Genomic DNA, 13628 nt, shown 5'->3' with positions numbered 1-13628 from the left:
TGGTGTTACTTGTTGATGCGGCTCGCAATTTCCTTGTCGGCCGCCTCGCCCGCCTTCACGGCGTCCTCACCCTTCAGGACCTTGGTCATGAACTCCTTGATGGGGTTCGGCTCGGTCTCGACGTTCGCCCAGCCCGGGGTGATCGGGGTGATCTTGCCGGAGACGGCGCCCTGGGCCATGGCCTCGGCGAAGGAGCCGGCCGGAGCCTTGAAGTACGAGGCCTCCTGGTTCGGCAGGAGCGCGCCCTTGAGCTCGGCGGCGTACTTGGTCATCTGGTCCTTGCCGGCGGCCAGGGCCAGCCACTCCTTGGCGAGGTCCTTGTTCTTGGAGCGCTCGGTGACGGCGAGGTTGGAGCCGCCGAGGAAGGTGGCGCCCGGCTTGTCGGCGGTCTTGCCCGGGATCGGGAAGAAACCGAAGTCGGCCTCCTTGCCCGCCTCCTTCAGGGCCTTCTCGGCACCGGCGGCCTCCCAGCCGAGACCGATCCAGGAGGCGACGCCGCCCTTGGGAACGATGTCGGTGGACTGCTGCGGGGTGGCCTCGTCCTTGTCCTTGGGGGCGGTGGAAAAGCCCTGGAGCTTCTTGTAGAAGTCCATGCCGTTCTTGGCGGCGGGGGTGCCGAGCTGACCCTTCCACTTGTCGCCGTCCTTGACGGCGAGCTCGCCGCCCTCGTCCCAGATGAAGCCGGCGAGGACGTACCAGCTCTGGCCCGGGAGGTAGATCGGCTGGGTGCCCGGGTCGGAGGCCTTCAGCTTCTCCAGGCCGGCGATCCACTCGTCGCGGGTCTTCGGCGGGGTGATGCCGGCCTTGGCGTACGCCTTCTTGTCGTAGACCACGACGCGGTTGGCGGCGTACCAGGGGGCGGAGTAGAGCTTGCCGTCGACCTCGGCGGACGGCAGCATGCCCTTGGACCAGGCGTCGGCGCCGAGCTTGGCCTTGTCACCGGTCAGGTCGGCGAGGCCGCCGGTGACCGCGTAGCCGGCGGTCTGGGTGTTGCCGAGCTCGATGACGTCCGGCGGGGTGTCCTCGGAGAGGGCCGTGGTGACCTTCTCCTGGATGCCCTTCCACTGCTGGACCACGACCTTGACCTTGGTGCCGGGGTGCTTGGCCTCGAACTCCTTGTTGACCTCGGCGATCCAGGCGTCGGGCGCGGAGCCGTCCATCACCCAGACGGTGATCTCCTTGTTGCCGTTCGCGTCGGTCTTCCCGCCCTTGTCGTCTCCCCCGTCGCCACACGCCGCCAGGCCGACAACCATGCCCGCGACACCGACCGCCGCGATGAGCTTGCGCTTCACGCCACCCTCCTCAGGGATGCTGCTTTGCACTTCCCTTGCCCGCCGCGATGACATACGCCAAGTCGTGCCTGTGGGGCTGGGATCTGGTCAATGATTGGTGTAGACCAGTACCGGGAGCTTGGCCTAGACCTTTAGGGGTGTCAAGGGTCTAATAAACGAGTGCTCGGTCCGTTACCGGACCGACACCTGGGGGAGGGGCGGGGTCCGCCCTCCGGCACGTGTCACGATGTGACCGCACAAAACGGAGGAGCCGGTGACGGCAACGAAACTGGAGTCGGGAAGGCGGGCGGCAATGGCCACCGAAGGGGCGCTCACGGAGCCGGACGGAGGGGCAGCCACTCGCACCGCCCGTGTGCCCAAGTACTACCGGCTCAAGCGGCACTTGCTCGAGATGACCGAGACGCTGCCACCCGGCACGCCGGTGCCGCCGGAGCGCACCCTCGCGGCCGAGTTCGACACCTCGCGCACCACGGTCCGGCAGGCCCTGCAGGAGCTGGTGGTCGAGGGCCGGCTGGAGCGCATCCAGGGCAAGGGCACCTTCGTCGCCAAGCCGAAGGTCTCCCAGGCGCTCCAACTCACCTCCTACACGGAGGACATGCGAGCCCAGGGCCTGGAGCCGACCTCCCAGCTCCTGGACATCGGCTATGTCACCGCCGACGACACCCTGGCCGGGCTGCTCAAGATCGCCACCGGCGGCCGGGTACTGCGGATCGAGCGGCTGCGGCTGGCCAGCGGCGAGCCGATGGCCATCGAGACCACCCACCTCTCGGCCAAGCGCTTCCCGGCCCTGCGCCGCTCGCTGGTCAAGTACACCTCGCTCTACACCGCCCTGGCCGAGGTCTACGACGTACACCTCGCCGAGGCGGAGGAGACCATCGAGACCTCCCTGGCCACCCCGCGCGAGGCCGGGCTGCTCGGCACCGACGTCGGCCTGCCGATGCTGATGCTCTCCCGGCACTCCTACGACGCCGACGGCGAGCCGGTGGAATGGGTCCGCTCGGTCTACCGGGGCGATCGATACAAGTTCGTTGCCCGACTCAAGCGCCCCGCTGTCTGATTCGTAGTTGACTCTCGACCGGATTGCGGACGGGGGCTTACGTTCACCGGGACGGTCCCCGTAGATTCCTGCGCTCACGCAGATGATCAACGAGGGGACGAACACCGTGTCGGAACCGCCATCAACAGCAGCAGTCGGGACAACAGGAACAGACGGGGAATCAGGCGCAGTCGGGGCGAACGGCCCCGAACGCCGCATGACGCCCCAGTCGGTCGCCATCTGGGTGCTCGTCGCACTCGTGGGGGCCATCGGCTGGGGTGTGCTCGCGCTCTCCCGCGGTGAGGAGATCTCGGCCGCCTGGCTGCTGGCCGCCGCGCTGGGCTCGTACGCGATCGGCTACCGCTTCTACTCGCGGTTCATCGCCAACCGGGTGCTGAAGGTCGACAAGACCCGGGCCACCCCCGCCGAACGGCTTGACAACGGTGTCGACTTCCATCCGACCGACCGCCGGGTGCTGTTCGGCCACCACTTCGCCGCGGTGGCCGGGGCCGGCCCGCTGGTCGGCCCGGTGCTCGCCGCACAGATGGGCTACCTGCCCGGCACCATCTGGATCGTCGCCGGTGTGATCTTCGCCGGCGCCGTCCAGGACATGGTCACGCTGTTCTTCTCCACCCGGCGCGACGGCCGCTCCCTCGGCCAGATGGCCCGGGACGAGATCGGCCCGGTGGGCGGTGCCGCCGCGCTGATCGCCGTGTTCGCCATCATGATCATCCTGCTGGCGGTGCTCGCGCTGGTCATCGTCAATGCGCTGGCGCACTCGCCGTGGGGTGTCTTCTCCATCGGCATGACCATCCCGATCGCCCTCTTCATGGGCTTCTACCTGCGCGTCCTGCGGCCCGGCCGGGTCACCGAGGTCTCCGTCATCGGTGTGGCCCTGCTGCTGCTCGCCATCGTCGCGGGCGGCTGGGTCGCCGAGTCCTCGCTGGCCGGCACCTTCACCCTGGAGAAGGAGACCCTGGTCCTCTGGATGATCGGGTACGGCTTCCTGGCCTCGGTCCTGCCGGTCTGGATGCTGCTCGCGCCCCGGGACTACCTCTCCACCTTCATGAAGGTGGGCACCATCGCGCTGCTGGCCCTCGGCGTGGTCATCGCGATGCCGACGCTGAAGATGCCCGCGGTCACCGACTTCGCCGCGGGCGGCGACGGCCCGGTCTTCGCCGGCTCGATGTTCCCCTTCGTCTTCATCACCATCGCCTGCGGCGCCCTGTCCGGCTTCCACTCCCTGGTCTCCTCGGGCACCACCCCGAAGATGATCCAGAAGGAGACCCAGGTCCGGATGATCGGCTACGGGGCGATGCTGACCGAGTCCTTCGTCGCCGTGATGGCGGTGATCACGGCCTGCATCCTGGAGCCCGGGCTCTACTTCGCCATCAACTCCCCCGGCGGGGCCATCGGGACCACCGTGGAGTCGGCCTCCCAGGCGGTGACCAACTTCGGCTTCGCCATCTCCCCGGAGGCGCTGACCCAGGCCGCCAAGGACGTGGAGGAGGCCAGTCTGCTCTCCCGCACGGGTGGCGCGCCGACCTTCGCACTCGGAATGTCGGAGATCTTCTCCGCCGTGATCGGCGGCTCCTCGATGAAGGCGTTCTGGTACCACTTCGCCATCATGTTCGAGGCGCTGTTCATCCTGACCACGGTGGACGCGGGCACCCGGGTGGGCCGGTTTATGCTCCAGGACACCCTCGGCAATGTGCACAAGTCCTTCCGGAACGTCAGCTGGAAGCCTGGCGTGTGGTTCGCGAGTGCCATCGTGGTCGGCGGCTGGGGCTACTTCCTCTGGGTCGGCGTCAAGGACCCGCTGGGCGGCATCAACCAGCTGTTCCCGCTGTTCGGCATCGCGAACCAGCTGCTGGCCGCGGTGGCCCTGGCGGTCTGCACCACCCTGCTGGTGAAGTCCGGGCGGCTCAAGTGGGCCTGGGTGACGGGTGTCCCGCTGGTGTGGGACGCGGCGGTGACCCTCACCGCGAGCTACCAGAAGGTCTTCTCCGAGGACCCCAAGGTCGGCTTCTTCGCCCAGCGCGACAAGTACCAGGACGGCATCGAGGCCGGGAAGGTGCTGGCGCCCGCCAAGTCCATGGACGACATGCACACGGTGGTCCTCAACTCCACCGTGGACGGGGTGCTGTGCGCGCTGTTCGCGCTGCTGATCCTGGTGGTGCTGGCGGACGCGGCCCGCACCTGCTTCAAGGCCATCGCCCGGCCGGAGTCGGTGAAGCTGTCCGAGGTCCCGTGGTCCGAGTCGAAGATCGTCGCCCCGGCCGGGATGTTCCCGACGCCCGAGGAGCGGGCGGAGCTCATGGCGGCCGGCCTGGACTCGGGCGGCGGCAAGGTCAAGGAGCCGGTGGGATGAGCTCCGCGCGGCGGCTGTTCGCCCGGGTCCGGTACTTCGTACGGGAGTTCTCGGGCGAGGCGGCGTACGACCGCTATGTCGCGCACGCACGGACGCACGACCCGGCGGCCGAGGTCATGACCCGCCGCGCCTTCGAGCGGGCCCGGGTCGACGCCCGCGAGGCGGACCCCCGCGAGGGCTTCCGCTGCTGCTGAGCCCCGTACCCGTACCCACGCAGGGCCCCGCCGGTTCCCCGGCGGGGCCCTGCGCGGTTGCAGGTCAGCGCACCCAGTCCTTGAGTGGCTCGGTCGAGAACGAGAAGCCGACGGGGTCAGGCAGCTCGACGTCCCTGCCGTAGGGGACGGTGCGCACGGTCTCGTACCGCTGGCCGTCGGGCTCGCTGTGGACGACGACCAGGCCGTTGTCCCGGTCGATCAGGAGATAGACGGGAATGCCGGTCTGGGCGTAGGCACGCGGCTTCTCCTTGCGGTCTCGTGCATCGGTGTCGGAGTCGTAAGAGGTCACCTCCACGACCATCAGGACCGGGGTCGGGTCCACCCAATCGCCCTGCCCGCCGATTGAACCGCTGGGTGCCAACGCCCCGTCCGTTTTGGCCCGGCCCTGGCGATACTGCTCGACCTTGATCCCCTGCTCGCCGTAGAGCCACAACTCTGGCCGGTGCTGCATGCAGATCCGGGTCAACCACTCGATGATCAGCGCGTGGTCCGAGTCCGCCACCGCCTTGACCCCCAACTTTCCGTCGATGAACTCCAGCCTCAACCCCTCTACCTCGCGGGCGGCTATACGGGCGAGGGTTTCGAACTCTTCGGTCAGGATCTGGGGACGTTCGGCCATGACGCTCATGCCTCGCTCGCCTTCCTCGACGGTGCTGTCTCCGACGATAGCGCCGCCCACCGACACCCGTCGCGCACACTCGACCCCATGGACATCGTGATCAGGAAGGCGCTCCCCGCCGACTACGCCGAGCTCGGTGACATCACCGCGCAGGCCTACCTCGGGGACGGGCTGCTCGACGACAACGGAGACGACAACGCCTACGAGAACGCGCTGCGGGACGTCGCGGGGCGGGCCGCCGACGGGGAGGTGCTGGTGGCCGAGCTCGGCGGGCGGCTGCTCGGCGGGGTGACCTTCGCCTCGCCCGGCAGCCGGCTGGCCGATATCGCGGGGCCGGGAGAGGCCGAATTCCGGATGCTCGCGGTCGCCCCGGCGGGCCGCGGCCGGGGCGCCGGCGAGGCCCTGGTGCGGGCCTGTATCGAGCGGGCCCGAGCCCTGGAAGGGGTGCGGCGGCTGGTGCTCTCCACCCAGCCGGGGAGCCCCGCGGCGCACCGGATCTACGAGCGGCTGGGCTTCATACGGACCCCCGAACGGGACTGGGCCCCGCTGCCCACCGTGCCGCTGCTCACCTACGCACTGGAACTGAACGCGCCGGGACAGTAACCACGCCGACCGACACGGACACAACATGTGGGGGGTCACGCATCAACGGCCCCCCACATGTATGCTCATCCCTGCTGTCGCCGCAGGGGAATCCGGTGCGAATCCGGAACTGTCCCGCAACGGTATGAAGTGCACCTTTCGCCAGGCCGGAAGGGGCGCGCAAGTCCGAGCACCTGCCGACGGTGCGCCCAGACCGACCGGTCGGGTGCCGAATCGTCCGGGCCTCGCGGTTGGGCCGGTGGATGCCATGCGGCGATGAGCACGATCTCGTCGCGCCCGCATGCGCTGCCTCACGCCCCGCCGCCGCAGGCGACCGGAGCCGAGTGAGGGAGAGCTCCCCCGTGACCATCGCGCCTGCCGCACCGCGAGCCGAGTCCGACCTGCCCGAGACTGCGCCCGGGGGCCCTGGTGCCGCGCTGCTGCGCACCCTCACGGAGCTGACGGCCGACCTGCCCGACACCGACCCCGGCCGGGTCGCCGCCGCCGCCCTGCGCGGCCGGAGCTCGGCCGCGGACGAGGCCGAGCTGCGCGGGCTGGCCACCGAGGCGGCTGCGGGGCTGATCTCCGAGGACCCGGCGTACTCCCGGCTCGCCGCCCGCCTCCTCACGCTGGCCATCGCGGAGGAAGCCGCCGGGCAGGGCGCGACCTCCTTCGCCGAGTCCGTCGCCGTCGGCCACCGCGAGGGGCTCATCGCCGACCGCACCGCCGCCTTCGTCGAGACCCACGCCACCCGGCTCGACGCGCTGGTGGAGCACTCCCTCGCCGAGGGCGCCGACGACCGGTTCGGCTTCTTCGGCCTGCGCACCCTGCACAGCCGCTACCTGCTGCGCCACCCGATCACCCGTCAGGTGATCGAGACCCCGCAGCACTTCATGCTGCGCGTGGCCTGCGGTCTGGCCGAGAACGAGACCATCGAGGCCCTGGAGGAGGTCGCCTCGCTCTACCGGCTGATGAGCCGGCTGGACTACCTGCCCTCCTCCCCCACCCTCTTCAACTCCGGCACCCGGCACCCGCAGATGTCCTCCTGCTACCTGCTGGACTCCCCGCTGGACGAGCTCGACTCGATCTACGACCGCTACCACCAGGTCGCCCGGCTCTCCAAGCACGCGGGCGGCATCGGCCTGTCGTACTCCCGGATCCGGGCCCGCGGTTCGCTGATCCGCGGCACCAACGGGCACTCCAACGGCATCGTGCCGTTCCTGAAGACCCTCGACGCCTCCGTCGCCGCCGTGAACCAGGGCGGCCGTCGCAAGGGCGCCGCCGCCGTCTACCTGGAGACCTGGCACGCGGACATCGAGGAGTTCCTGGAGCTCCGCGACAACACCGGTGAGGACGCCCGGCGTACCCACAACCTGAACCTGGCCCACTGGATCCCGGACGAGTTCATGCGCCGGGTCAACGCCGACGCCGACTGGTCGCTGTTCTCCCCGGCCGACGTGCCCGAGCTGGTGGACCTGTACGGCGCCGAGTTCGACGCCGCGTACACCAAGGCCGAGGCGGCGGGCCTGGCCAAGAAGACCATGCCGGCCCGCGAGCTGTACGGCCGCATGATGCGCACCCTCGCGCAGACCGGCCAGGGCTGGATGACCTTCAAGGACGCCTCCAACCGGACCGCGAACCAGACCGCGCTGCCCGGCACCGTGGTCCACTCCTCCAACCTGTGCACCGAGATCATCGAGGTCACCAACGACGACGAGACCGCGGTCTGCAACCTGGGCTCGGTCAACCTCGGCGCGTTCGTGCTGGCCGAGACCGGTGAGATGGACTGGGAGCGGCTGGACGAGACCGTCCGCACCGCCGTGACCTTCCTCGACCGGGTCGTGGACATCAACTTCTACCCGACCGAGCAGGCCGGCCGCTCCAACGCCAAGTGGCGTCCGGTGGGCCTGGGCGCGATGGGCCTGCAGGACGTGTTCTTCAAGCTCCGGCTGCCCTTCGACTCCGCCGAGGCGCAGGCGCTGTCCACCCGGATCGCCGAGCGGATCATGCTGGCCGCGTACGAGGCCTCCGCCGACCTGGCCGAGCGCAACGGCCCGCTGCCGGCCTGGGCCGAGACCCGTACCGCCCAGGGCGTGCTGCACCCCGACCACTACGACGTGCAGCGGCACTGGCCGGAGCGCTGGGACGCGCTGCGCGCCCGGATCGCGAAGAGCGGCATGCGCAACTCGCTGCTGCTCGCCATCGCCCCGACGGCAACCATCGCCTCGATCGCCGGCGTGTACGAGTGCATCGAGCCGCAGGTCTCCAACCTCTTCAAGCGCGAGACCCTCAGCGGTGAGTTCCTCCAGGTCAACGGCTACCTGGTGGAGGAGCTGAAGAAGCTCGGCGTGTGGGACGCGCAGACCCGTGAGGCGCTGCGCGACTCCTCCGGCTCGGTGCAGGGCTTCGGCTGGATCCCCGCCGAGGTCCGCGAGCTGTACCGGACCGCCTGGGAGATCCCGCAGCGCGGTCTGATCGACATGGCGGCGGCCCGTACTCCGTACCTGGACCAGAGCCAGTCGCTGAACCTGTTCATGGAGACGCCCACCATCGGCAAGCTCAGCTCGATGTACGCGTACGCCTGGAAGCAGGGTCTGAAGACCACCTACTACCTGCGGTCCCGCCCGGCGACGAAGATCGCCCGCGCCGCATCCGGCACGGCCACCGTCCCGGCCACCGCCACACCGCTCCCGCAGGCCGTCGACGCCGAGGCGCTGGCCTGCTCCCTTGAGAACCCCGAGTCCTGCGAGGCCTGCCAGTAATGTCCGCCGAGAACAAGAACCTGCTCGACCCCGGGTTCGAACTGACCCTCCGTCCGATGCGCTACCCGGACTTCTACGAGCGCTACCGGGACGCGATCAAGAACACCTGGACGGTGGAGGAGGTCGACCTGCACTCCGACGTCGCCGACCTCGCCAAGCTGACCCCGGCCGAGCAGCACATGATCGGCCGCCTGGTGGCGTTCTTCGCGACGGGCGACTCGATCGTCGCGAACAACCTGGTGCTGACGCTGTACAAGCACATCAACTCCCCGGAGGCGCGCCTGTACCTGTCGCGCCAGCTGTTCGAGGAGGCCGTGCACGTCCAGTTCTATCTGACGCTGCTGGACACCTACCTGCCCGACCCGGAGGACCGCGCGGCTGCCTTCGACGCGGTGGAGAACATCCCCTCCATCCGCGAGAAGGCGCAGTTCTGCTTCAAGTGGATGGACTCGGTCGAGAAGATCGACCAGCTGGAGACGGCCGCCGACCGGCGCCGCTTCCTGCTGAACCTGATCTGCTTCGCGGCGTGCATCGAGGGCCTGTTCTTCTACGGCGCCTTCGCGTACGTGTACTGGTTCCGGTCGCGCGGTCTGCTGCACGGCCTGGCCACCGGCACCAACTGGGTGTTCCGCGACGAGACCATGCACATGAACTTCGCCTTCGAGGTCGTGGACACGGTCCGCAAGGAGGAGCCGGAGCTCTTCGACGACAAGCTCCAGGAGCAGGTCACCGACATGCTCAAGGAGGCCGTCGAGGCGGAGCTCCAGTTCGGCCGCGACCTGTGCGGTGACGGCCTGCCGGGCATGAACACCGAGTCGATGCGCGAGTACCTGGAGTGCGTGGCCGACCAGCGCCTGGTCCGGCTGGGCTTCGCCCCGGTGTACGGCTCCCAGAACCCGTTCTCCTTCATGGAGCTCCAGGGCGTGCAGGAGCTGACGAACTTCTTCGAGCGCCGGCCCTCGGCCTACCAGGTCGCGGTGGAGGGCACGGTCGACCTGGACGAGGACTTCTAGGTCCGAACCGCTCTTGCTAGCGTCCCCGCCCATGGGAAGAAGTACCTGGCTGACCAGGACCTTGGGCGGGGGCGCACTGCTGTGTGCGGGGGTGGCGCTGTGGCGGGTGCTGTTCCGGGCGGGGCCGCCGCTGCCCGGTCCGTGGCTCGCGGTGCTCGGGTCGGCGGCGGTGCTGTGCGCGGCCGGCTGGGTGGGGGCCGCCGTCCGGCCGGTCCGGCCGCCGCGGGCCGTTCCCGCGGAGCCGCCGCCGGGTCCGCCGGCCCGGATGCCCTGGCGGGCGGCCGGCCGGCTCCGGGTGGCGGGGCTGGTGTGCTGCGTGCTCTTCCTGCCGATGCTGCTGGTCGATCTGGGGCTGCGGCCCGATGGTGCCGAGGCGCGGCGGATCGCCGTACTGCGGGAGGCCGGCGCCATCGTGGACGAGGCCCGGATCGAGGCGGTGCACCGCCGGAACCCGCGGACCGACCTGACCGTACGGGTGCCCGGACTCGCGGTGAGCGGCCACGAGTCGGTGCGGGTGACGGGTGCGGTGGTGGACGGCCGCCCCGCGGTCGGCGGCCGGGTGCAGGTGCTGCACGTCCCCGGCTCCCCCGGGCTCGGCGGCTACGTGGACGAGGCGGGTGTCCTCGCCCGCTATGCCGCCGATGCCCCGGCCGGCTGGGCGCCGCGCTTCTTCCCCGGCTCGGAGCTGCTGTTCTTCCTGCCGGTGATCGGGCTGCTGGGCACCGCCGTCCTGGCCCTGGTGGTGCTCCGGCCGCCTGCCGGGGTCCGGGCGCTGCGCGCCGATGCCCGGACCCCGGGCAGGCAGGTGTGGGGGGTCCGGGCGGAGGTGCGCGTCGCCCGGCGGACCGTCCAGCCGGCCACCGGCCGCACGGGCCGGACCTGGCTGGCGTTCACCACGGCCGACGGCGTCGAGTTCAAGGCGGGCGGGGAGCCCGGTCCGGTGGACCACGACCTGGCCGCGGTGGCTGCCGAACTCACCGGCCGGCCCGGCTGGTTGTGCGGCCGGGCCCATCACGGGAAGCTCTCCGGCCCGCAGCCGGTGTGCTTCGCCACCGATACGGGCGACGCGGTGTGGCTGCTGCTGGACCCGAGCACCTTCCGGCGGGTCCTGCGGGGGCGGGTGGCCAGGGTGGCGACGGAGCACCGGGTGCGGCTGCTGAGGCCGCGCGCCGAGGTCCGGCTGCGCTCCCATCTGCCCTGGCTGGCGGGGGTGTTCGCGGCCTGGGTGCTGCTGCTGCCGGTGCTGCTCACTCCGTCCGGCCACGGCCGCTCATGGCTGCTGGCCGGGCTGTCCGCGGCGGCCTTCGCCGGGGCTCTGGCGCTGCTGTTCCACGGCCGGTCGGCGGGGCGGGCAGCGGGCGCGGGCTGGGAGACCGTCCCCGCCCGGGCCCGGAGGGCGCCGCGCCCCCGTACGGAACCCCGCGCTTCGGTCGGGCCGTAGGGGCGCGCAACTGCCGGTCGATGCGGCGTTCGTGCAGGATTCCGTGGAGGGCGGGGCCGGCGAGCAGGGTGGCGACGGTCAGGACGGTCAGGTAGTTCAGGAGCGTGTTCATGACTCCACTCTCGGCCGTACAACTCCCGGCGGACAGTGGCAGGACTGTCATGGAAGAGCGAATTACTGCCACACTGGGATCATGTTGAAGAACGTGGCCGTGGTGCTGATGAACGGCGTCGCCCCCTTCGAGTTCGGCATCTTCTGCGAGGTGTTCGGGATCGACCGGAGCAGCGCCGGACTGCCGGTGTACGACTTCGCCGTGTGCGCCGGCGAGGAGGGGCCGCTGACCCTGGCGGACACCGGGCTGACGCTCACTCCCGAGCACGGGCTGGAGCGGCTGGCCGAGGCCGATCTGATCTGTCTGCCGGCCGACCGTCAGGCCCCCGTACGGGACTACCCGGAGCCGCTGCTGGAGGCCCTGCGCCAGGCCGTGGACCGGGGCGCCCGGGTACTGAGCGTGTGCAGCGGGGCCTTCGTACTCGGCGCGGCCGGTCTGCTCGACGGCCGGCGCTGCACCACCCACTGGATGCACGCGCCGGCCCTGATGCACCGGTACCCGCGCGCCCTGGTCGACCCCGAGGTGCTGTACGTCGACGAGGGCCGGGTCGTCACGGCGGCCGGCACCGCGTCGGGGATCGACGCCTGCCTGCACGTGGTCCGGCAGGAGCACGGCGCCGAGGTGGCCAACACCATCGCCCGCCGCATGGTGGTCCCGCCGCACCGGGACGGCGGCCAGGCCCAGTACATCCGGCGCCCGCTGCCGCGCACGGCCTGCGACACGGTCGGAGAGGTGATCGCCTGGATGGCCCGCCACCTGGCCGAGGAGATCACCGTGGAGCAGCTGGCGGAGCGGGCGCACATGTCCCCGCGTACCTTTGCCCGCCGCTTCCTCGCCGAGACCGGCACCACCCCGTACCAGTGGCTGCTGCGCCAGCGGGTGCTGCTGGCGCAGGAGTTGCTGGAGTCCTCCGACGAGACGGTGGACACGATCGCGGGCCGCTGCGGCTTCGGCAACGCCGCCGCCCTGCGCCACCACTTCCTGCGCACCCTGGGCACCACCCCGAATTCCTTCCGGCGCACCTTCCGGGGGCCGCAGGCGGTGGCGTGAAGTCCGCTGCGAGGGCTACTTCTTGCAGGTGACCGGGACGTCCAGGCTCTTCGACTGGCCCTTCGACGGGCCGCTGTCGATCACGATCGCCGCGGTGACCGGGCCGGGGGGAGGATTGGGAACGACCACGGTGTGCGTCACCTGCTGGGCTTCCTGCGGTGCCGCGAACGTGACCGTGCCGGAGGCCTTCTGGCCCTCCCAGTGGTACCGCACCGTACCCGCCGCGCTGCCCGTGAGCCTGGCGGTGACCTTCAGGCCCTGGGCGCAGTCGAGTTCGCCGCCGACGACGCCTTCGGCATTCAGCACCATATTGGTGATCGCCACGTTCTGCGAGGTGCCCTTCCGCCGGTCCTCCTTGCCCTCCTTCTGGCCGGCCTTGCCGCCCTTCGCCTTGCCTTCCTCGAAGCCGGTCTCGTACCCCTTGGTGTATCCGGCCGTGTACCCCTTGCCCTCCAGTGCCTTGCACTCGTCCGCGGTCAGCCCCTGCCTCGACTTGGACGCGTCGTCGTAGCTCTGCTTGTACGCATCGGCGAAGCCGTCCTTCCGGCCGTCCTCCAGGCCCTTGGTACGGCCGTTCCGATAGCCCTGCGCCTCGATCGTCACGGGATCGCACTCGGTGGTCCCCGGCGGCACGGGCGGCGGGTTTCCCGGGGGCACGGCAGCCCCGTCCGTGACGGTCAGTGTGGCGGTTTTGGTGTCCGTGCCGACCCCGTCGGGCTTGCCGGGGGTGAGGTTGACGGTGATCGTGTGCGGGCCGTTGGCGGCGCCCTCCTTGACCTGCACAAGAGTCTCGTTCTTCGTCGGGTAGGCGACCTTGTTCAGGGGGATGCAGGTCTTGGGTTTGCCGAAGAACAGGCCCGGGGACGAGATCTCGATGCAGCTGAGATGCTTCTCCGGCAGCTGGTGGTTCACCAGGGTCGTCCGGACGACGACGTTGAAGCCCGGTTTGGCGGTCCCCAGGGGCTGCCCGGTGGGGTCGATGATCTCCACCCCAGCGATCGCCACGTTCTCGTCCGCCACCGCCCCGGGCGCGTACGCCAGGGCCATACCGACGGCCAGGGGCAGGGCGACCGCCCCACGGGCGATCCTTGTCCGAGCGGAATTCCTCATGACCAAGCCTCCGCGTCATCCTCCC

Annotated in this window: 11 protein-coding genes and 1 riboswitch; of the genes, 8 read left to right on the top strand and 3 right to left on the bottom strand. The window is 70.3% G+C overall.

The genetic code is table 11. The annotated features are described in order from the left end of the window. Window positions 1–5 precede the first annotated feature (5 nt). Window positions 6–1292: an extracellular solute-binding protein gene (locus DEJ50_RS21905; RefSeq protein ID WP_150209653.1), complete on the bottom strand. Its 1287-nt coding sequence runs from the start codon at window positions 1290–1292 to the stop codon at window positions 6–8. Between the two features lie 292 nt (window positions 1293–1584). Between DEJ50_RS21905 and DEJ50_RS21900 the strand changes: the two genes are divergently transcribed. The 3 genes from DEJ50_RS21900 to DEJ50_RS21890 all read left to right on the top strand — a co-directional run bounded on the left by DEJ50_RS21900 (window position 1585) and on the right by DEJ50_RS21890 (window position 4893). Beyond that, window positions 1585–2349 (top strand): GntR family transcriptional regulator, encoded by a 765-nt coding sequence (locus DEJ50_RS21900; RefSeq protein ID WP_150209652.1) that lies wholly within the window; start codon window positions 1585–1587, stop codon window positions 2347–2349. Between the two features lie 196 nt (window positions 2350–2545). Beyond that, window positions 2546–4699 (top strand): carbon starvation CstA family protein, encoded by a 2154-nt coding sequence (locus tag DEJ50_RS21895; RefSeq protein ID WP_150209651.1) that lies wholly within the window; start codon window positions 2546–2548, stop codon window positions 4697–4699. After that, window positions 4696–4893 carry a YbdD/YjiX family protein gene (locus DEJ50_RS21890; RefSeq protein ID WP_150209650.1) on the top strand — a complete coding sequence of 66 codons (198 nt, stop codon included), beginning with the start codon at window positions 4696–4698 and terminating at the stop codon, window positions 4891–4893. The genes DEJ50_RS21895 and DEJ50_RS21890 overlap by 4 nt, the downstream gene beginning before the upstream one ends. A gap of 64 nt (window positions 4894–4957) precedes the next feature. On the opposite strand, the gene DEJ50_RS21885 is transcribed toward DEJ50_RS21890, so the two are convergent. Further along, window positions 4958–5542, bottom strand: coding sequence for a Uma2 family endonuclease (locus DEJ50_RS21885; RefSeq protein ID WP_150209649.1), 585 nt, complete (start codon window positions 5540–5542; stop codon window positions 4958–4960). A gap of 78 nt (window positions 5543–5620) precedes the next feature. On the opposite strand from DEJ50_RS21885, the gene DEJ50_RS21880 reads away from it, so the two are divergent. The 5 genes from DEJ50_RS21880 (at window position 5621) to DEJ50_RS21860 (ending at window position 12493) form a co-directional block, all read left to right on the top strand. Continuing rightward, window positions 5621–6136, top strand: coding sequence for a GNAT family N-acetyltransferase (locus DEJ50_RS21880; protein WP_150209648.1), 516 nt, complete (start codon window positions 5621–5623; stop codon window positions 6134–6136). A gap of 86 nt (window positions 6137–6222) precedes the next feature. After that, window positions 6223–6310: riboswitch (cobalamin riboswitch) on the top strand. 167 nt (window positions 6311–6477) lie between these two features. Further along, window positions 6478–8877: a ribonucleoside-diphosphate reductase subunit alpha gene (locus DEJ50_RS21875; protein ID WP_150209647.1), complete on the top strand. Its 2400-nt coding sequence runs from the start codon at window positions 6478–6480 to the stop codon at window positions 8875–8877. Then, the gene (locus DEJ50_RS21870) at window positions 8877–9890 is read left to right on the top strand and encodes a ribonucleotide-diphosphate reductase subunit beta (protein WP_150209646.1); all 1014 of its coding nucleotides are present in this window, start codon (window positions 8877–8879) and stop codon (window positions 9888–9890) included. Before DEJ50_RS21875 ends, DEJ50_RS21870 begins: the two co-directional genes overlap by 1 nt. A gap of 31 nt (window positions 9891–9921) precedes the next feature. After that, window positions 9922–11331 carry a hypothetical protein gene (locus DEJ50_RS34020; RefSeq protein ID WP_190344609.1) on the top strand — a complete coding sequence of 470 codons (1410 nt, stop codon included), beginning with the start codon at window positions 9922–9924 and terminating at the stop codon, window positions 11329–11331. Window positions 11332–11524: 193 nt separating this feature from the next. Next, window positions 11525–12493 carry a helix-turn-helix domain-containing protein gene (locus DEJ50_RS21860; protein WP_150209644.1) on the top strand — a complete coding sequence of 323 codons (969 nt, stop codon included), beginning with the start codon at window positions 11525–11527 and terminating at the stop codon, window positions 12491–12493. Between the two features lie 15 nt (window positions 12494–12508). Here DEJ50_RS21860 and DEJ50_RS21855 read toward each other — a convergent pair whose 3' ends face one another. Continuing rightward, window positions 12509–13603, bottom strand: a complete 1095-nt coding sequence (locus DEJ50_RS21855; protein WP_150209643.1) for a hypothetical protein — start codon at window positions 13601–13603, stop codon at window positions 12509–12511. Window positions 13604–13628 lie beyond the last annotated feature (25 nt).

It is taken from the genome of Streptomyces venezuelae, from assembly GCF_008642295.1.
Lineage (GTDB): Bacteria > Actinomycetota > Actinomycetes > Streptomycetales > Streptomycetaceae > Streptomyces > Streptomyces venezuelae_C.
This window is presented reverse-complemented; position numbering and strand designations above follow the sequence as displayed.